This is a genomic window from Streptomyces sp. SUK 48, from assembly GCF_009650765.1.
Lineage (GTDB): Bacteria > Actinomycetota > Actinomycetes > Streptomycetales > Streptomycetaceae > Streptomyces.
Genome location: NZ_CP045740.1, coordinates 2,230,784 through 2,252,196 on the forward strand (window position 1 = coordinate 2,230,784; position 21,413 = coordinate 2,252,196).

Annotated in this window: 3 protein-coding genes and 3 pseudogenes; all 6 read left to right on the top strand. The window is 72.2% G+C overall.

The annotated features are described in order from the left end of the window. Nucleotides 1-121 precede the first annotated feature (121 nt). Nucleotides 122-10,327 carry a non-ribosomal peptide synthetase gene (locus tag GHR20_RS09375; RefSeq protein ID WP_243877988.1) on the top strand — a complete coding sequence of 3,402 codons (10,206 nt, stop codon included), beginning with the start codon at nucleotides 122-124 and terminating at the stop codon, nucleotides 10,325-10,327. Nucleotides 10,328-10,379: 52 nt separating this feature from the next. Then, complete coding sequence (locus GHR20_RS09380) at nucleotides 10,380-10,586, top strand: MbtH family protein (RefSeq protein WP_153812922.1); 207 nt, start codon at nucleotides 10,380-10,382, stop codon at nucleotides 10,584-10,586. Nucleotides 10,587-10,716: 130 nt separating this feature from the next. Continuing rightward, entirely contained in the window at nucleotides 10,717-17,118 is a 6,402-nt protein-coding gene (locus GHR20_RS37420; protein ID WP_243877989.1) for a non-ribosomal peptide synthetase, read from the top strand. A gap of 110 nt (nucleotides 17,119-17,228) precedes the next feature. After that, nucleotides 17,229-17,822: pseudogene (locus GHR20_RS37425) on the top strand (AMP-binding protein); the annotation flags it as partial. A 113-nt stretch (nucleotides 17,823-17,935) separates the two neighbouring features. Continuing rightward, nucleotides 17,936-21,040, top strand: a pseudogene (locus tag GHR20_RS37430) (amino acid adenylation domain-containing protein); the annotation flags it as partial. Nucleotides 21,041-21,105: 65 nt separating this feature from the next. Then, nucleotides 21,106-21,375, top strand: a pseudogene (locus GHR20_RS37435) (hypothetical protein); the annotation flags it as partial. Between the last annotated feature and the right edge of the window lie 38 nt (nucleotides 21,376-21,413).

Here is a 21,413-nt window from a genome sequence, read left to right on the forward strand (position 1 = left end):
GCATTCCAACTTTCCGGCTCTCTCCGGTTTCCGTGCCTCGCCATGCCCACCAGTGGCCGGAAGCCGCCCCGTTTCTGGAGGTACCCACGTGGCTCGCGCCGACGCACCGGTGAACCGGGCAGTGTCCGACCAGACCGAGTTCTGGCGGGCCCGGCTGGACGGCGTCCCGCCCCTGGAACTCCCGGCCGACCGGTCACGCCCCGTCGTCCGGTCGGCCGACACCGCGGTCCACACCCGCGCGCTACCCGGCTCCGCCGCCCGAACGCTGACGGAGCTGGCCCGACGCCATGCCACCAGCCGCACGGCCGTCCTCGCGGCCGCCGTCACCGCCCTGCTCACCCGCTACTCCGGGCAGGAGGACACAGCCCTCGGCACCGTCTCCCCACGCACCGGGCACACGATCGTCCTGCGGACCGAAGTGGACGCCGCAGCCCCTTTCACGGCCCTGCTGCGCGACACGGCCCGCGCCCTGGCGGACGCCCTCGCCCACGACGGCGTCCCCTTCCCGGACCTCGTCGAGGCCCTGGCCCCCGCGCCGGACACCAGCATCACGCCGTACATCCAGGCCATGGTCGCCGACCTCGGCGAGCTGACCGAGGAGGAGCGGGACTTCGACCCGCTGGACCTGTCCGTCGAGATCACCCCCGCCGGGCGGCGTCTGCGGGTCAGGTACAGCACCGCCCTGTTCGACGAGGCCACGGCCGCCCGCCTGGCGGACCACCTGACGGTCCTGCTGGCCGGCGCCGCCGAGAGCCCGGAGTCGCCCCTCACCACGCTGCCGCTGCTCACCGACGGCGAGTTCGAACAGGTCGTACGCGGCTGGAACGACACCGCGCGCGAGGTGCCCACCGGCACCTTCCCCGAGCTGTACGCCGCCCAGGTCGCCGCCCGGCCCGACGCCGTCGCCATCATCGACGAACACGGCTCCCTCACGTATCGCGAACTGGACGAGCGGGCCAACCGGATCGCCCACCACCTGATCGAACGCGGCGCCAGGCGCGACCAGTTGGTCGGGCTGTGCGTCGAGCGGAGCGGCGAGATGGCCGCCGGTCTGCTCGGCATCATGAAGGCCGGCGCCGCCTACCTGCCGCTCGACCCGTCCTATCCGGCCGACCGGCTCGCCCACATGCTCCAGGACTCCGGCGCCCGCCTCGTCGTCAGCCAGCAGAAGCTGCGCGACCGGCTGCCGGACACGGGAGCCACCCTGGTCGACCTCACCGCCGACCGCGCCGCCCTCGACGCCCACCCGGCCACCGCGCCCGACGTGGCGCTCGCACCGGAGGACCTGGCGTACGCCATCTACACCTCCGGCTCCACCGGCCGTCCCAAGGGAGTCCTCGTCTCCCACAGCGGCATCGGCAACCTGGCGGCCGTACAGGTTCAGGCGTTCGACGTGACTCCCGGCAGCCGCGTGTTGCAGTTCGCCTCCGCCAGCTTCGACGCGGCGTTCTGGGAGGTGTGCATGGGGCTCCTGACCGGTGCGACGCTGGTCATGGGTTCGAAGGAGACCCTCGCCCCCGGAGAGCCGCTCGCGTCCTACGCCGCCGCACATGGCGTCACTCACGCCACCCTCACCCCCGCAACCGTCGCCGTCCTCCCCGAGGGGCACGGCCTGCCCGACGACGCCACCCTCGTCGTCGCCGGCGAGGCCAGCACCGCCGACCTGGTCGCCCGCTGGTCCCGCGGCCGGCGCATGATCAACGCCTACGGCCCGACCGAGACGACCGTCTGCGCCACCATGAGCGCCCCGCTCAGCGGTGCGACGGTCCCGCCGATCGGCACGCCCATCGCCAACTTCCGCGTGTACGTCCTCGACGACGCCCTGCGCCCGGTGCCCGCCGGTGTGCGCGGCGAGCTGTACATCGCCGGTGTCGGCCTCGCCCGCGGCTACCACGGGCGTCCGGGCCTCACCGCCGAGCGCTTCGTCGCCAACCCGTTCGGCGACCCCGGCGAGCGCATGTACCGCTCCGGCGACGTGGCGCGCTGGAACACCGACGGGAACCTGGAGTACCTGGGCCGCGCCGACGACCAGGTGAAGGTGCGCGGCTTCCGCATCGAGCCGGGTGAGATCGAGAGCGCCCTCGCGCTCCATCCCGACGTGGCCCAGGCCGTGGTCCTCACCCACAACACCAACCTGCTGGCCTACGTGTCGCCGTCCGGGGTACGCCGCCCCTCCCCCGAGGACCTGCGCGCCCACCTCGCCGAGGGCCTGCCCGACCACATGGTCCCGTCCGTGATCATGGTGCTCGACACGCTGCCGCTCACGCCGAACGGCAAGGTCGACCGCAAGGCGCTGCCCGACCCGGCCGCGGTCCAGGAGCGGGCCGGCACCGGTCGAGCCGCACCGCGCAACGCCGTCGAGGAGACACTCGCGGGTGTCTGGTCCGATGTCCTCGGCATCGAGGACATCGGCGTCCACGACAACTTCTTCGACCTCGGCGGCAACTCGATCTTGTCCGTCCGCGCCGTCTCCCGGATGCGCGCCGCGCTCGGCATGACCCTGCCGCCGCGCATCCTCTTCGACACCCCGACGATCGCGGGACTCACCGTCTCCCTCGCCCCCGACGAGACGGACGAGGACCCGGCGATCCCCGTCGTCCCGCGCGACGGCGCCCTTCCCATGTCATACGGTCAGCAGCGGCTGTGGTTCCTGGAGGACTTCGACCCGGGCAGCGCCGAGTACCACACCGCGACCGCGCTGCGCCTCACCGGCGCCCTCGACACCGCCGCGCTGCGCTCCGCCGCCGAGGACCTGACGGGCCGCCATGAATCCCTGCGCACGACGTTCGGCGTCGTCGGCGGACGTGGTGTCCAGGTGGTCCACCCCCGGCTCGCCCCCGAGTGGCGCACCGAGGACCTGAGCGGCCTCGCGCAGGCGCCGCGTGACGAGCGGCTGCGCGAACTCGTCCGCGCCGAGACGCAGCGCCCTTACGATCTGACGGCCGGGCCGCTGTTCCGCGTGCTGCTGGTCCGCCTCGCCGACGACGAGCACGTGTGCGTCCTCGGCATGCACCACATCGTCACCGACGGCTGGTCCATGGGCATCGTCACCCGCGAGCTGGGCGAGCTGTACACGGCCCGCACCGAGGGCCGCGAACCCGGCCTGCCGGAGACCGGCGTCCAGTACGCGGACTTCGCCGCCTGGCAGCGCGGTCGCCTGGAGGGGGGCGGGCTCCTCGACCGGCAGCTCGACTGGTGGCGCGAGCGCCTCGACGGCGTCACCCCGCTGGAGCTGCCCACGGACCGGCCGCGGCCGTCGCTGCGCTCCTCGGCCGGCGCCGCGTACACCTTCCCCGTCCCCGCGGACACCACCACCGCCCTCAGGGACCTCGCGCGGCGGCACGGCGCGACCCTCTTCATGGCGCTGACCGCCGCGGTGAAGACCGTCTTCGCCCGCTGGTCGGGCCAAGAGGACATCGCCGTCGGCACCGCCTCCTCCGGGCGCGACCACCGTGACCTGGAGAACCTCGTCGGCTTCCTGGTCAACACCGTCGTGCTGCGCTCCCATGTCGACCCCGACATGTCGTACGCGCAGCTGCTGACACGGCTCAAGGAGACCGTCCTGGGGGCCTTCGCCCACCAGGACGTGCCCTTCGAGCGGCTGGTGGACGCCGTCGGTGCCGCACGTGACGCGAGCCGCACGCCGCTGGTGCAGGCCATGGTCGTCCTGCAGAACGCGCCGGCCGAGCCCGTGCGGCTGCCCGGCGTGCGCGCCGCCGACCACCCGGTAGCGCGGGAGGCGGCGCCGTTCGACCTGACGGTCGAGTTCTTCGAGACCGGCGACGGCCTGACCGCCCGGGTGGGATACAGCACCGCTCTCTTCGACGAGGCGACCATCTCCCGCTTCGCCGGACACCTGACGACCGTGCTTTCCGTCGTCCCGGCCGAGGCCGACCGGCCCCTCGCCACCCTGCCGATGCTGACGCAGGACGAGTACCGGCAGACCGTCATCGGCTGGAACGGCCCCGTGCGCCCCGCCCCCACCGGTGCGTTCCCGGAGCTGGTCGCGGAGAGCGCGCGACGGCGTCCGGACGCGCCCGCCGTCGAGGACGCGCACACCGTCCTCGGTTACCGAGAGCTGGACGAACGGGCCAACCGGCTCGCCCACCACCTGGTGTCCCTGGGCGCCGGCCCCGGTACGTTCGTCGGCCTGTGCGTCGAGCGCGGTGCGGAGCTGGTCGTGGGCCTCCTCGGCATCATGAAGTCCGGCGCCGCCTATCTGCCGCTCGACCCCGGCTACCCTGCGGACCGGCTCGCGTTCATGCTCCGGGACTCCGGCGCCGGCCTTGTGGTCACCCGCACCGAGCTGGTGCGGCGGCTGCCGGACACCGGCGCCCGGATCGTGGACCTGGCCCGGGACGGCGACGTGCTCGCCGCACTGCCCGCCACCGCGCCCGAGCCCGGTCCGCGCACCGGTGACCTGGCATACGTCATCTACACCTCCGGCTCCACCGGCACCCCCAAGGGCGTGCTCGTCTCCCACAGCGGTGTCGGCAACCTCGCCGCCGCCCAGGCCGAGCGACTGGAGGTGGACGAGGACAGCCGAGTCCTGCAGTTCGCCTCGTCGTCGTTCGACGGCGCGGTCATGGAGGTGCTGATGGCGCTCCCCGCGGGCGCCACGCTCGTCCTGCCGCCACATGGCCCGCTGGTCGGCGAGGCGCTGCAGACGTTCCTGCGGGAGCGCCGCATCACTCACGCTCTGCTGGCGCCCTCGGCCGTCGCCACCCTGACGCCGGACGGGCTCGACGGCCTGCGCACCCTCGTCGTCGGCGGCGAGGCCAGCACCGGGGATCTGGTGGCCCGCTGGTCAGCCGGACGACGGATGGTCAACGCGTACGGCCCGACCGAGGCGACCGTCGTCGCGACCATGAGCGCGCCGCTCACTGGCGGGGCCGTACCGCCGATCGGCACGCCGCTGCCCAACACCCGCGTCCGGTTGCTCGACGCGGCGCTCCAGCCGGTCCCTGTCGGCGTGCCCGGCGAGCTGTACATCGCCGGCCCGCACCTGGCGCACGGCTACCACGGACGTCCGGGGCTGACCGCGGAGCGGTTCACGGCGGACCCGTACGGCGAGCCGGGCGATCGGATGTACCGCTCGGGCGACGTGGCCCGGTGGCGGGCGGACGGCAGCCTGGAGTACCTGGGCCGCGCCGACGACCAGGTCAAGCTGCGCGGCTTCCGCATCGAGCTGGGCGAGATCGAGACGGCTCTGGGCCGCCACCCCGATGTGCGGGACGCGGTGGTCGTCGTCCACCACGACGAGACCGGGCGAGGGCGTCTGGTCGCCTACCTGGTGGCCGGCCGTGAGCTGTCCACCGGTGAACTGCGCGCGCACCTGGCCGGTTCGCTGCCGGATTACATGGTGCCGGCGCTGTACGTACCACTGGAACGGCTCCCCCTCACCCCCAGCGGCAAGGTCGACCGCCGCTCCCTGCCCGCACCGGACCTGTCCGCGGCCCGCACCGGCTCCGACTACACCGCACCCCGCGACACCACCGAGGAAACCCTCGCCACCGTCTGGGCCGACGTCCTCGGCATCGAACGCGTCGGCGTCCACGACAACTTCTTCGACCTCGGCGGCGACTCCATCCTCTCCATCCAAGTCGTCTCCCGAGCCCGCCAGAACGGACTCCACCTCACCTCCCGCCTCCTCTTCCTCCACCAGACCATCGCCACCCTCGCCCCCCTCGCCACCCCCACTCACGCCCCCGCCGGCGGCACACCGCCGGCAGCCGTCGGCCGCGTCGCACTCACTCCCATCCAGGACTGGTTCTTCACCGAGCACACCGTCAGCCCCGACCACTACGGCATGTCGGCGCAGGTGGAGCTGGCCCCGGACACCGACACGGCGCTGCTGGAGCGGGCGCTGGAGGCGGTCGTCGCCCACCACGACGCCCTCCGGATGCGGTACACCCGCGACGGCGGCACCTGGACCCAGGAGTACGGCGACGGTGACGTCGGCGGGCAGCGGCTGACCCTGCGGGACCTGTCGGCGCTGGCTGACGACGAGCGGAACGCCGCCCTGCACGAGGCGGCCCTCGCCGCGCAGCGCTCGCTCGATCTGGCGAGCGGCACCCTCGTCAAGGGCGTGTTCTTCCGTCTCGGCCCGTCACGGCTGCCGCGTCTGTTCCTGGCGGTGCACCACCTGGTCATGGACGGGGTGTCCTGGCGGATCGTCCTGGAGGACCTGTCCACCGCCTACGCCCAGCTCGCCGGGGGCCGCGCCGTGGACCTCGGCCCCAGGACCAGCAGCTACCAGCAGTGGGCGGAGCGCCTGACCACGCACGTCCGCTCCGGCGCCCTCGACCACGAACTCACCCACTGGCAGGACACGGTCGCCACCGTCCGCCCGCTGCCGTGTGACGCGCACGGCGAGAACTCTGCCAACACTTTCGGCGCGGCAGCGGTCACATCCGTACGGCTGAACCGCGCCGAGACGGAAGCGCTGCTCCAGCGGGTGCCCGCCGCCTACCGCACGCACATCAACGACGTTCTGCTGACCGCGCTCGGCCGTGTCCTGGGCGACTGGGCGGACGGCCCGGTGACGATCGCCCTCGAAGGCCACGGCCGCGAGGAGCTGTTCGACGACGTCGACCTGTCCCGGACGGTCGGCTGGTTCACCACCATCCACCCCATGACGCTGGACGTCACCGGGGACGACTGGGGACAGGCCCTGAAGTCGGTGAAGGAGCGGCTGCGGGCGGTCCCGGGCCGCGGCATCGGATACGGGTTGCTGCGCCACCTGTCCCAGCCGGGCAGCGCCGCGCACGCCGCCCTCGCCGCCGCCCCGCAGCCCGAGATCAGTTTCAACTACCTCGGTCAGTGGGACGGGGCCGCCGGTGACAACGGTCTGGTGCGCGCCCGCCTCGCCGCGCTCGGCGCCGACCAGGCGCACGAGCAGCCCCGGCCGCATGTCATCGACATCGTGGCCGCCATCGGCGACGGCGAGCTGCGTATCGACTGGATCCACGCCCCCGCCGCGCACCGCACCACAACCGTGCGGCGGCTCGCGGAGGCGTTCCTCGCCGCGCTGCGCGGCGTGGTGGAGCACTGCCTGCGGCCGGGCAACGGCGGCGCGACGCCGTCCGACTTCCCGCTCGCCGGGCTCGACCAGGCGGCCGTGGACCGGATCGCCGGCGACGGCCGGGACGTCGAGGACATCCACCCGCTCACCCCGCTGCAGAGCGGCATGCTCTTCCACACGCTGTCCGACCCGGGCGCGTACGCGGAGCAGATGTCCTTCGAGCTCGACGGCGTGAGCGACCCGGCGCTGCTCGCCCGCGCCTGGCAGGAGGTGGCCGATCACATCAGCGCGCTGCGCACCTCGCTGGAGTGGCGGGATGTGGAGCGCCCTCTGATGGTGGTCCACCGCCGGGCGGAGCTGCCCGTCACCCACCTCGACTGGCGTGCCCTGCCGGCCGCGGAGCGGGACGACGCGATGCGCCGCCTCTTCGCGGAGGATCGCGCCCGGCCGGTCGATCTGACCACCGCTCCGCTGATGCGGCTCACCCTCGTCCGGCTGTCGGACACGTCGGTGCGGTTGGTGTGCGCCTTCCACCACATCCTGCTGGACGGCTGGTCCGCGTTCGACGTCCTCACGCAGACCTACCGGGCGTACGCGGACCTGGCGGCCGGGCGGGCGCCGGCGCTGCCCGCGCGGCGGCCCTTCGGCGCTTACGTGGAGTGGCTGGAGCGGCAGGATCTGGCAGGGGCGGAAGCGTACTGGCGGGAGGTTCTCGCGGGTTTCCGGGCGCCTACGCCGCTTCCCGCAGTCCGGCACTTTGCGCCGGGCAACCGCACGGGCTCCACCTCCCGGATCGCGCGCCGCCTGTCGCCGGGAGCCTCCCGCGAGCTGTTCGACTTCGCCCGCCGGCACCGGCTCACCGTGAACACTGTGCTCCAGGGCGCCTGGGCACTCCTGCTCGCCCGCCACGCCGGGGTCGACGACGTCGTGTTCGGCGCCACCGTCTCGGGCCGTCCGGCGGAGTTGCCGGGCGCGGAGTCGATGGTCGGCATGCTGATCAACACGCTGCCGGTCCGGGTCCGCGTCGAGGGGACCGCGCCGGTCGCGGACTGGCTGGCACAGGTGCAGCGGGCGCAGGTCGAGGCGCGCCAGTACGAGTACATGCCGCTGCCGCGCGTCCAGGCATGCGGCGAGGTGGAGCGCGGCGAGGAATTGTTCCGCACCCTGGTCGTCTTCGAGAACTACCCGATGGACGATGGGGCGGCCGCCGCCCATGGGCTGCGCGTCCGCGGCCTGACCGGCACCGAGGCGACCAACTATCCGCTGAACCTCATCGCGTACGGCGGCGACGAACTGACCTACACCCTCGCGTACGACGCGGAGTTGTACGACGCGGACACCGCAGACCGGCTGTGCGGTCACCTCGAGGCCCTTCTGACCGCGCTCCCCGCCGCCGGCGAGGCCGCGTCGCCGGTGGCCGCGGTGCCGATGCTCACGGCCCCGGAGGCCGAACTGACCGTACGGGCCTGGAACGACACGGCCCACGAGCTGCCCGAGGCGTCACTCCCGGAGCTGTTCGCCGCCCGGGCCGCCGCGCACCCCGGCGCCGTCGCCCTGAAGTTCGACGGCGAGGAGGTGACGTACCGGGAGCTGGACGAGCGGGCCAACCGGCTCGCCCACCATCTCGTGTCCCTGGGCGCCGGCCCCGGCACCTTCGTCGGCCTGTGCCTGGAGCGCGGCGCGCACGCAGTCACCGCGCTGCTCGCGGTCCTGAAGGCCGGCGCCGCGTACGTACCGCTGGACCCGGGCTACCCCGCCGACCGGCTCACGTACATGATCGGCGACGCCGGAGTGCAGCTCGTGGTCACCGCGGAGGGGACGCGCGACCGGCTGTCATGCTCGGGAACGCCGACCGTCGACCTGGACCGGGACGCGCCGGCGGTCGCCACGCGACCGGCGACGGCGCCCGTGCCGGGGCCGGGCCCGGACGACGTCGCGTACGTGATGTACACGTCCGGCTCGACCGGGACCCCGAAGGGCGTGCTCACCCCGCACCGGGCCGTCGTCCGGCTGGTGCACGAGGCGGCGTACACGGACGTCGGTCCGGGCGACACGGTCGCGCAGTTCGCCTCGCTGTCCTTCGACGCGTCGACCTTCGAGGTCTGGGCGGCCCTGCTGCGCGGGGCGCGGCTGGCGGTGCACCCTCAGGGGCTGCCCACCACAGCGGTGCTGGGCCGGTTCCTCAAGGAGCACGGCGTCACGCACCTATGGCTCACCGCGGGTCTGTTCCACCAGATCGCCGACGACGACATCGGCGCGCTCGCGGGGCTGCGGCAGCTCGTCGCGGGCGGTGACCGGCTCTCTCCGGAGCACTGCGCCCGGGTCCTGGACGCCCACCCCGCGCTGCGGCTCACCAACGGGTACGGCCCCACCGAGGCCACGACGTTCACCACCACGCACGACGTGCGCCGCCCGGTGAGCGGCGACGCCCCGGGGACGGGCTCCGTGCCGCTGGGTTCCCCGCTGCCCAACACCCGGGTGTATGTGCTGGCCGAGGGGCTCACGCCCGCGCCGATCGGCGTGCCGGGCGAGCTGTACATCGCCGGCGACGGTCTGGCCCACGGTTACCTCGGGCGGCCGGGCCTGTCGGCGGAGCGGTTCGTCGCCGATCCGTTCGCCGCCGCCCCCGGCGCCCGGATGTACCGGTCCGGGGACCTGGTGGCGTGGCGGGCGGGCGGCACCCTGGAGTTCCTCGGCCGCACCGACGGCCAGGTCAAGATCCGCGGGTTCCGGGTCGAGACGGGTGAGGTGGAGGCCGCGCTCGCGACCCATCCTGCGGTCGGCGACGCGGCTGTCGTCCCGCACACCGACCCGGCGTCGGGCCGCACCGTCATGGTCGGCCACGTGGTCCCGGCCGGTGGGGCGCCGCTACCCGACGCGGCCGAGCTGCGCGCACACCTGGCGGCGTCACTGCCCGACCACATGATCCCGGCGGTGTTCACCACGCTGGAGGCGCTGCCGCTGACCGCCAACGGCAAGGTCGACCGGGCGGCGCTGCCCGCACCGGAGCGGCGCTTCGCCACCGGCGCGGAGTACGAGGCCCCCACCACGCCCACCGAGGAGCTCATCGCCCAGGTGTGGCAGGAACTGCTGGGCGCCGAACGGGTCGGGGTCCACGACGACTTCTTCGAGCTGGGCGGCGACTCGCTGCTCGCCCTGCGCACGGTGTCGCGGATGAACGCCCTGTTCGCCACCGATCTGTCACCACGTGCGCTCTTCGAGAGGCCGACGGTCGCCGAGACCGCCGCCGGCGTCGAGGAGCTGGTCCTGGCGGAGCTGGAAGCCGCCGCCGGGATGTCCTGACCCCCTCCCCTTCCTCCTCCCACTCTTCACCTTCATCCGAAAGGCCGCCGCCATGTCCAACCCGTTCGAGAAGTCCGACCGTTCGTACGACGTCCTTGTGAACGAGGAGGGCCAGCACTCGCTGTGGCCGACCGGCACGGCCGCCCCGGACGGCTGGGAGACCGTCCTCGCCGGCCGGCCCCGCGAGGAGTGCCTCGCGTACGTCGAGACGAACTGGACCGACATGCGCCCGCGCAGTCTGCGCACGTCCGTCGCCTGAGCCCGCCCGCCTCGTCCCGGCCGACATCCGGCCACGCCCGCCACCCGGTCCTGCCCGCCACCACCCCGGCAGGACCGGACGGGCCGCCTTCTCGATCTGCTGACCAGCAATTCTCTGGGGGATCCCGCCAATGAACACACCGTCTTCCCGCGCGGACCGGGCAGCCGCCCTTCCCGAACGGCTCCGCGAGGCGCTCGCCCAGCGCCTGGCCGGCCAGGGCGGAGCCGCCGAGGCCGCGCCGCCGGTCCCGGCGGTACCGCGCGACGGTGAACTGCGTCTGTCCTTCGGCCAGCAGCGCCTTTGGTTCCTGGAGGACTTCGCGCCCGGCGGGGCCGACTACCACTCGGCGCTGCCCGTGCGTATCACCGGGCTTCTCGACGCGCAGGCGCTGCGCACCGCCGTACGCGACCTGGTGACTCGCCACGAGGCTCTGCGCACGACCTTCGACTCCCCTGACGGCCGTGCCGTGCAGATCGTCCATGACCGGCTCGACCCCGACTGGGTGACCGCCGACGCCGACGGCGAGGACACGGCGCGGGAGGCCGTGCGGGCGGAGGTGACACGCCCGTACGACCTGAAGTCGGGCCCCCTCGTCCGCGTGCTGCTGGTGCGCCTGGCCGACGACGAGCACATCTGCGTCCTGGGAATGCACCACATCGTCACCGACGGCTGGTCCATGGGTGTCATCGCCCGCGAGCTGGGCGAGCTGTACGCGGCCCGCGCCGAGGGCCGCGAACCCCGCCTGCCGGAAGTCGCCGTCCAGTACCCGGACTTCGCCGCCTGGCAGCGCGCACGTCTGGAGGGCGGCGGGCTGCTGGAGGCACAGCTCGACTGGTGGCGCACTCAGCTGAAGGGCATCGCGCCGCTGGAGCTGCCCACCGACCGGCCGCGGCCCGCCGTCCGCTCATCGGCCGGCACGGTGTACGCGTTCGAACTGCCCACCGGCACGGTCACGGGGCTGAAGGAACTGGCCCGCGAGCGGAACGCGACACTGTTCATGGCGCTGACGGCCGCGGTGAAGGCGGTCTTCGCCCGCTGGTCCGGTCAGGAGGACATCGCCGTCGGCACCTCCGCCGCCGCGCGCGGGCGCGAGGAGCTGGAGCAGCTGGTCGGCTTCCTGGTCAACACCGTCGTACTGCGCACGCAGGTGGCCCCGGAGCTGACGTTCACGGAGCTGCTGAGGCGCGTGAGGGACACCGTCCTGGACGCGTTCGCACACGAGGACGTGCCGTTCGACAAGCTGGTCGAGACGGTGCAGCCGGAGCGCGACCCCAGCCGGACGGCGCTGGTGCAGGCCATGGTCGTCCTGCAGAACACCCCCGCCGACACCCTGGCCCTGCCGGGTACGACGGTCTCCCCTTACTCGCTGGAGCGCCACGCCTCGCTGTTCGACCTGACCTTCGAGTTCGAGGAGCGGGACGGCCGCCTGTGCGGTCTGGTCGAGTACAGCACCGAGCTCTTCGACGAGCCTACGGTGGCCCGGCTGACCGGCCACCTCGGCGTGCTGCTGGCCGGCGCCGTGGCCGACCCGGACCGGCCCTTGGCCGCGCTGCCGCTGCTCACCGACGACGAGCGCCGACAGGTCGCCGAGGAGTGGAACGCCACGCGGCTGGCGACGGGCGACGTCTCCCTGGTCCACGAGCGGCTGGCGGCGCAGGCCGCGCAGACCCCCGACGCGGTCGCCCTGATCGCTGAGGACGCCACGCTCACCCACCGGGAGCTGCACGAGCGCGCCAATCGGCTCGCCCACCACCTGATCGCGCTCGGCGCCGGCCCCGGCTCCCTGGTCGGGCTCAGCGTGGAGCGCGGGTCCGCCATGGCGATCGGCCTGCTCGGCATCCTGCGGGCGGGCGCCGCGTACGTGCCGCTCGACCCTGGCTTCCCGGCCGACCGCCTCGCGTACATGCTGGCGGACTCGGGTGCCCGGATCGTCGTCGGGCAGTCGGCGGTACGAGACCGTCTGCCCTCCGGGCAGGGGCTGAGGTTCGTCGACCTGGACGCGGAGCGGGACGCGATCGGGCGGCTGCCCGCCACCCCGCCAAGTACCGCCGTCACCGCGGCCGATCTGGCGTACGTCATCTACACCTCCGGGTCGACCGGCGAGCCCAAGGGTGTCGCCGTCGAGCACCGCAACGTCCGGCACATCCTCACCGCCTGGGACGAGCGGTACGGGTTGAAGGAGCTGAAGCCGCGTTTCCTGTCGGTGTCCAGCCTGTCCGTCGACCTGTTCTTCGCCGACCTGATCCGCTCCCTGCCCTTCGGCGGGGCGCTGATCATCGCGTCGAAGGACGTCACCACTGAGCCGTCGGCGCTCCTCGATCTGATCGCCGAGACGGACGCGACGGGCCTGGAGATCGTGCCGTCGCTGCTCAATGCCGTCCTTCAGGAAGTGGACCGCCGCGGTGGGGCGTTCCCGCCCCTTCGGCTGATCTCCGTCGGCTCCGAGGCCTGGCGCGTCGAGGACTGCCGTGCCCTGCTGCACCGCGTCCGGCACGACTGCGTTGTCGTCAACGCATACGGCGGTACGGAGGCGACGGTCGACTCGACGGTCTTCGCCCCGACCGAGGAGAGCCTGCGCGGCCGTGTGTACGCGCCGATCGGCCGCCCGTTGCCCAACACCCGCGTGTACGTCCTCGACGCGCACGGCAACCTCCTCCCGCCGGGTGTGCCGGGCGAGATCTGGATCGGCGGCGACGGTGTGTCGCGCGGCTACCACGGGCGTCCGGAGCTGACCGCGGAGCGGTTCGCCGACAGCCCGTTCGTGCCGGGCGACCGGCTGTACCGCACCGGCGACCGGGCGCGCCTGCTGGCTTCCGGGGATCTGGAGTTCCTGGGCCGCGCCGACGACCAGGTGAAGATCCGGGGCTTCCGCATCGAGCTGGGCGAGGTGGAGAGCGCCCTGCTGACCCACCCGGATGTACGGGACGCGGTCGTGCTGCCCTGGCAGGACGACACCAGCCGCAGCCGTCTGGTGGCGTACGTCGTGGGCGAGGGCGCCGACGTGGGGGCGCCCGGTCTGCGGGCTCACCTGTCGGAGCTGCTGCCGGATTACATGGTGCCGGCGCTGTACGTACCACTGGAACGGCTCCCCCTCACCCCCAGCGGCAAGGTCGACCGCCGCTCCCTGCCCGCACCGGACCTGTCCGCGGCCCGCACCGGCTCCGAGTACACCGCACCCCGCGACACCACCGAGGAAACCCTCGCCACCGTCTGGGCCGACGTCCTCGGCATCGAACGCGTCGGCGTCCACGACAACTTCTTCGACCTCGGCGGCGACTCCATCCTCTCCATCCAAGTCGTCTCCCGAGCCCGCCAGAACGGACTCCACCTCACCTCCCGCCTCCTCTTCCTCCACCAGACCATCGCCACCCTCGCCCCCCTCGCCACCACCGAGACGCGGCCTTCCGCGACGGCGCCGGCGCAGGTCTCGGGACGCGTCGAACTCACTCCCATCCAGAGCTGGTTCCTCGACGAGCACACCGTCGCCCCCGACCACTACGCCATGTCCGTGCACCTGGAGCTCGCACCCGGCACGGAGGCCCCGCTGCTGGAGCGGGCGCTGGAGGCGGTCGTCGCCCACCACGACGCCCTCCGGATGCGGTACACCCGCGACGGCGACGCCTGGACCCAGGAGTACGGCGACCAACCGTCCGGCCTCCTCACCGTCCGCGACATCGCCGACGGCGAGAGCACCGAGGCCGTGCTGAACGGTGCGGCTCTGGAGGCGCAGCGCTCCCTCGACCTGGCGAGCGGCACCCTGGTCAAGGGCGTCCTGTTCCACCGCGCGGACGGCGCCGCACCCCGCCTCTTCCTCGCCGTCCACCACATCGTCATGGACGGGGTGTCCTGGCGGATCGTCCTGGAGGACCTGTCCACCGCCTACGCCCAGCTCGCCGGGGGCCGCGCCGTGGACCTCGGCCCCAGGACCAGCAGCTACCAGCAGTGGGCGGAGCGCCTGACCACGCACGTCCGCTCCGGCGCCCTCGACCACGAACTCACCCACTGGCGCTCGGTCGCCCCGGACGGGGCTTCCGCTCTGCCCGTCGACCACCCGGGCGGCCGCAACGTCACGGCCGCCGAGCAGACCGTCGAGGTGCGCCTCGGCCGCGAGGAGACCGAGGCGCTGCTGCACCGCCTGCCGTCGGTGTACCGCACGCAGATCAACGACCTGCTGGTCACCGCGCTCGGCCGTGCCCTGGCCGACTGGACGGGCGCCGAGCGCCTGGTCCTGGGTCTGGAGGGGCACGGCCGGGAGGAACTGTTCGAGGAACTGGACCTGTCACGCACGGTCGGCTGGTACACGACCCACTTCCCGGTCGCCCTGAAGCTGCCCGCCGGACGCGACTGGGGCGACACGCTCAAGTCCGTCAAGGAGCAGCTGCGGGCCGTGCCGGGCCGCGGCCTCGGCTACGACGCGCTGCGCTTCCTGTCCGCGCCGGGCACACCCGGTCATGCGCTGCGCGCGGACCGGCTCCCGCCCATCAGTTTCAACTACCTCGGCCAGTGGGACGGCACGACCACGCCGGACGGGCTGGTCCGTGACCGCCTTCCCGCCCTCGGCCACGACCACGCGCCGGACGAGCCCCGCCCGTACCTCCTCGATGTCGTCGGCATGGTCGAGGACGGCCACCTCGACTTCACGTGGATCTTCTCCGGTGAGGTCTTCGACCGGTCGACGGTGGAGCGCGTGGCGGGCGAGCACGTGGCGGCACTGCGGGCCCTGGTGGACCACTGCCTGGACCCGGCGGCCGGCGGTGCGACGCCGTCCGACTTCCCCCTCGCCGGGCTCGACCAGGCGGCCGTCGACCGCATCGCCGGCGACGGCCGGGACGTCGAGGACATCTTCCCGCTCACCCCCATGCAGAGCGGCATGCTGTTCCACACCCTCTCCGAACCCGGGTCCGGCGCCTACTTCGAGCAGATGAGCTTCGTTCTCGACGGGGTGTCCGACCCCGGCCTGCTGGAGCGGGCCTGGCAGCACGTCACCGACCACCTGGAGATCCTGCGCGCCGCCGTCGTGTGGGAGGGCGTGGACCGCCCGCTGCTGGTCGTGCGCCGGCACGTCGCGACACCGGTCGTGCACCTGGACTGGCGCGGTCTGAGCGCCGACGAGCAGGGACGGGCGCTGGAGCTCCACCTGGCGGAGGACCGGGAGCGCGGCATCGACCTGTCGGCCGCACCGGTGACGCGGATCGTCATCGCCCGTACCTCGGACACGTCCGTACGAGTGGTACGCACGTCCCACCACGTGCTGCTGGACGGCTGGAGCACCTTCCAGATGCTCGACGAGCTGACCACGGCGTACCGGGCGCTGGCCACCGGCGCGGAACCGGTGCTGCCTGTGCGGCGCCCGTTCAGCGCGTACGTGGAGTGGCTGGAGCGCCAGGACCTGTCGGAGGCGGAGGCTTACTGGCGGGCACTGCTGGACGGGTTCGACGAGCCGACCGTGCTGCCGTACGACCGCCGTCCCGCCGCCAGCCACCGCGCGCAGTCCACGGAGCGGCTGGTGACACGGCTCTCCGTCGATGCCTCGCGACGCCTGTACGCGTTCGCCCGGACCCATCGGCTCACCGTCAACGCGGTGGTGCAGGGCGCCTGGGCACTGCTGCTGTCCCGGTACGCCGGTGAGCGGGAGGTCGTGTTCGGCGCCACCGTCTCGGGCCGCCCGGCGGCCCTGCCGGGTGCCGAGTCGATCGTCGGCATGCTCATCAACACCCTGCCCGTGCGGGTGGCCGTCGATGGCGACGCGTCGGTCGCCGAATGGCTGGTCCACGTACAGAAGGCCCAGGTCGAGGCACGCCAGTACGAGTACGTGCCGCTGCCGCGCATCCAGGGCTGGAGCGGAGTCGAGCGCGGTACGAACCTCTTCGAGAGCCTGGTGGCGTTCGAGAACTTCCCCGTGGACGGGGACGCCGGCGATTCCGGCGGCGGCGTGCGGCTCCACGGCCTGGAGGGTGCCGACGTCACCAACTTCCCGCTGAATCTCGTCGCGTACGCGGGTGACGAGCTGGCGTACGCCTTGGCCTACGACCCCGAGTTGTTCGACGCCACCACCGTCGAAAGGCTGGCCGGCCACGTGGAGGCTCTGCTCACGGGCATGGTGGCCGAGCCGTCGCGGGCGGTCTCCGGGTTGCCGATGCTGGCTCCGGGTGAGCGGGAACGGCTGCTGCACGAGTGGGCGGTCACCCCCGGAATCGCCCCGTGGGAAGGCACGATCCACGAACGGGTCGCCGCACACGCCGCGACCACCCCGGACGCCAAAGCCGTGACCTGCACGGACGAGTCCCTGACCTACCGCGAACTCGACGAAGCCGCCAACCGCCTGGCCCACCACCTCATATCCCTGGGCGCAGGCCCCGGACACCTCGTCGCCCTGTCCGTCGAACGCGGCACCCAGATGGCCACCGGACTCCTCGGCATCCTCAAATCCGGCGCCGCCTACCTCCCCCTCGACCCCGCATACCCCGCCGACCGGCTCGCCTACATGCTCGAAGACTCACAGCCACGATCCTCGTCACCCACCGAGGACTGAACAGCACCCTCCCGACCACAGACATACAGGTCGTCGACCTGGACGCCGAGCACGAGACCATCACCGGCCTGCCCAGCACACCACCCCGAACCGGAGCGACCGCGACGGACCTGGCCTACGTCATCTACACCTCGGGCTCCACCGGCCGCCCCAAGGGCGTGGCCATCGAACACCACACCGTGCTCCACCTCATGGCCAACTCCCAGACCCTCTACGGTTTCGGACCCCACGACGCATGGACCGTGTTCCACTCCTACGCCTTCGACTTCTCCGTCTGGGAACTGTGGGGCTCCCTCATGACCGGCGGCCGAGCCGTCATCGTCCCCCACGACACCACACGCAACCCCGACACCATGTGGAACCTCCTGCGCGACGAGCATGTGACCGTCCTGAACCAGACGCCGTCCATCTTCCGCGAGCTGGTCGAACGGGCCGCACAGAACTCCGCGCCCCCTCTGCCGGATCTGCGCTGGGTGATCTTCGGTGGAGAAGCTCTCGAACCCAAACACGTGAAGACCTGGTTCGAACGGTACGACTCCCCCCACACCCGCCTGGTCAACATGTACGGCATCACCGAAACCACCGTCCACGTCACCTACCAGGACATCACCGCCGACCACCTCACCCACCACACCCGCCTGCCCGCAGGCCGCCCCCTGCCCGGATACCAGGTCTACCTCCTCGACGAACACGGCAACCCCGCACCCACCGGCATCCCCGGAGAAATCCACGTCGCCGGCGGCGGACTCGCCCGCGGCTACCTCAACCGCCCCACCCTCACCACCGAACGCTTCCCCCCAACCCACACGGCGAACGCATGTACCGCTCCGGCGACATCGCCCGCTGGCGCCCCGACGGCACCCTCGAACACCTCGGCCGCGCCGACGACCAAGTCAAGATCCGCGGCCACCGCATCGAACTCGGCGAAATCGAAACCGCACTCCTCACCCACCCCCACATCAACGAATGCGTCGTCACCACCCACGAAAGCACCGACGGCCACCGCCGACTCATCGCCTACACCGTCACCGACACCAACCCCTCCATCACCGAACTCCGCACCCACCTCACCCACACACTCCCCGACCACATGGTCCCCGCCCTCTTCATCCCCCTCGACCACCTCCCCCTCACCCCCAGCGGCAAAGCCGACCGCCGCGCACTACCCCAACCCGGGATTCGTGCCGAGCAACTCGACGCCACCTACACCGCCCCGCGCAATGAGACGGAAGAGATCCTCGCCGCTCTCTGGGCCAAGGTCCTCGACGTCGAACGCGTCGGCGTCCACGACAACTTCTTCGAACTCGGCGGCGACTCCATCCTCTCCATCCAACTCATCTCCCACGCCCGCCAAGCGCTCGGCGGACAGCTCTCGCCGCGGTTGCTCTTCGAGGCGCCGACGGTCGCCGAGCTCGCTGCCGCCGTCGCCCCGAACGCGCAGGAGGCGGCCGGCGCCGCGGTGATCCCGGTCGTGCCGCGCGACGGTCTGCTGCCGATGTCCTTCGGGCAGCAGCGGCTGTGGTTCCTGGAGGGCTTCGACGAGGGCGGCACCGAGTACCACTCGGCCGTCGGGCTGCGTCTGACGGGCCCCTTGGACTCGGCCGCGCTCCGCGCGGCGGTCGGTGATCTCGTGGCCCGCCATGAGGCGCTGCGGACGACGTTCGACGTGGTCGACGGCCGCGGCGTACAGATCGTCCACTCCGTGCTGGAACCGGAGTGGCGCGCCGAGGAGGCCGCGAGCGAGCAGCGGCTGCGCGAGCTCGCGCAGGAGGAGCTGGCCCGCCCGTACGACCTGCGCACCGGCCCCGTCGTCCGGGTTCTCCTCGTCCGGCTCGGCGCCGACGAGCACGTGTGCGTCCTGGGAATGCATCACATCGTCACGGACGGCTGGTCGATGGGCGTCGCCTCGCGGGAGCTGGGCGAGCTGTACGCGGCTCGCACCGAGGGCCGCGCGGCCCGCCTGCCGGAAGTCGCCGTCCAGTACCCGGACTTCGCCGCCTGGCAGCGCGCACGCCTGGCGGACGGCGGGCTGCTGGAGGAGCAGCTCGACTGGTGGCGCGGCCGCCTCGACGGCATCACACCGCTGGACCTGCCCACCGACCGGCCGCGCCCGGCCGTGCGCTCGGCCAAGGGGGGCGTCCACGGCTTCGACGTGCCGGCCGCCACCGTGGACGGGCTCAAAGAGCTGGCGCGTGCGCAAGGCGCGACCCTGTTCATGGCGCTGACGGCGGCCGTCAAGGTGGTCTTCGCCCGCTACACCGGGCAGCGGGACATCGCCGTCGGCACGGCTTCCGCCGGTCGGGGCGGCGCGGGTCTGGAGCAGCTGGTCGGCTTCTTGGTCAACACAGTCGTGCTGCGTTCGCACATCGACCCGGACATGTCCTTCGACACCCTGCTCGGACAGGTGCGGGAGACGGTGCTCGACGCGTTCGCCCACGAAGAGGTGCCGTTCGAGCGCCTGGTGGAAGCGGTACAGCCGGAGCGTGACACGAGCCGCACCCCGCTCGTGCAGGCGATGGTGGTGCTGCAGAACGCGCCCGGCATGCGGCCGAGTCTCGGCGAGGTCCACGTCTCGGACTACCCGCTGGAGCGGGACTCGGCGCTGTTCGACCTGACCGTCGAGTTCGAGGAACGCGAGGGCGGAGTGCGTGCGCTCGTCGAATACAGTGCCGAGCTGTTCGACGCGTCGACCGTCGCGCGGTTCGGGGAGCATCTGAACACGCTGCTGGCCGCCATGGTGGCCGAGCCGTCGCGGGCGGTCTCCGGGTTGCCGATGCTGGCTCCGGGTGAGCGGGAACGGCTGCTGCACGAGTGGGCGGTCACCCCCGGAATCGCCCCGTGGGAAGGCACGATCCACGAACGGGTCGCCGCACACGCCGCGACCACCCCGGACGCCAAAGCCGTGACCTGCACGGACGAGTCCCTGACCTACCGCGAACTCGACGAAGCCGCCAACCGCCTGGCCCACCACCTCATATCCCTGGGCGCAGGCCCCGGACACCTCGTCGCCCTGTCCGTCGAACGCGGCACCCAGATGGCCACCGGACTCCTCGGCATCCTCAAATCCGGCGCCGCCTACCTCCCCCTCGACCCCGCATACCCCGCCGACCGGCTCGCCTACATGCTCGAAGACTCACAAGCCACGATCCTCGTCACCCACCGAGGACTGAACAGCACCCTCCCGACCACAGACATACAGGTCGTCGACCTGGACGCCGAGCACGAGACCATCACCGGCCTGCCCAGCACACCACCCCGAACCGGAGCGACCGCGACGGACCTGGCCTACGTCATCTACACCTCGGGCTCCACCGGCCGCCCCAAGGGCGTGGCCATCGAACACCACACCGTGCTCCACCTCATGGCCAACTCCCAGACCCTCTACGGTTTCGGACCCCACGACGCATGGACCGTGTTCCACTCCTACGCCTTCGACTTCTCCGTCTGGGAACTGTGGGGCTCCCTCATGACCGGCGGCCGAGCCGTCATCGTCCCCCACGACACCACACGCAACCCCGACACCATGTGGAACCTCCTGCGCGACGAGCATGTGACCGTCCTGAACCAGACGCCGTCCATCTTCCGCGAGCTGGTCGAACGGGCCGCACAGAACTCCGCGCCCCCTCTGCCGGATCTGCGCTGGGTGATCTTCGGTGGAGAAGCTCTCGAACCCAAACACGTGAAGACCTGGTTCGAACGGTACGACTCCCCCCACACCCGCCTGGTCAACATGTACGGCATCACCGAAACCACCGTCCACGTCACCTACCAGGACATCACCGCCGACCACCTCACCCACCACACCCGCCTGCCCGCAGGCCGCCCCCTGCCCGGATACCAGGTCTACCTCCTCGACGAACACGGCAACCCCGCACCCACCGGCATCCCCGGAGAAATCCACGTCGCCGGCGGCGGACTCGCCCGCGGCTACCTCAACCGCCCCACCCTCACCACCGAACGCTTCCCCCCAACCCACACGGCGAACGCATGTACCGCTCCGGCGACATCGCCCGCTGGCGCCCCGACGGCACCCTCGAACACCTCGGCCGCGCCGACGACCAAGTCAAGATCCGCGGCCACCGCATCGAACTCGGCGAAATCGAAACCGCACTCCTCACCCACCCCCACATCAACGAATGCGTCGTCACCACCCACGAAAGCACCGACGGCCACCGCCGACTCATCGCCTACACCGTCACCGACACCAACCCCTCCATCACCGAACTCCGCACCCACCTCACCCACACACTCCCCGACCACATGGTCCCCGCCCTCTTCATCCCCCTCGACCACCT

What these genes read in the sequence shown, in the direction of transcription:
- GHR20_RS09380 (WP_153812922.1), top strand. Translation starts at nt 10,380, where the DNA reads ATGTCCAACCCGTTCGAGAAGTCCGACCGTTCGTACGACGTCCTTGTG.
- GHR20_RS37420 (WP_243877989.1), top strand. Translation starts at nt 10,717, where the DNA reads ATGAACACACCGTCTTCCCGCGCGGACCGGGCAGCCGCCCTTCCCGAA.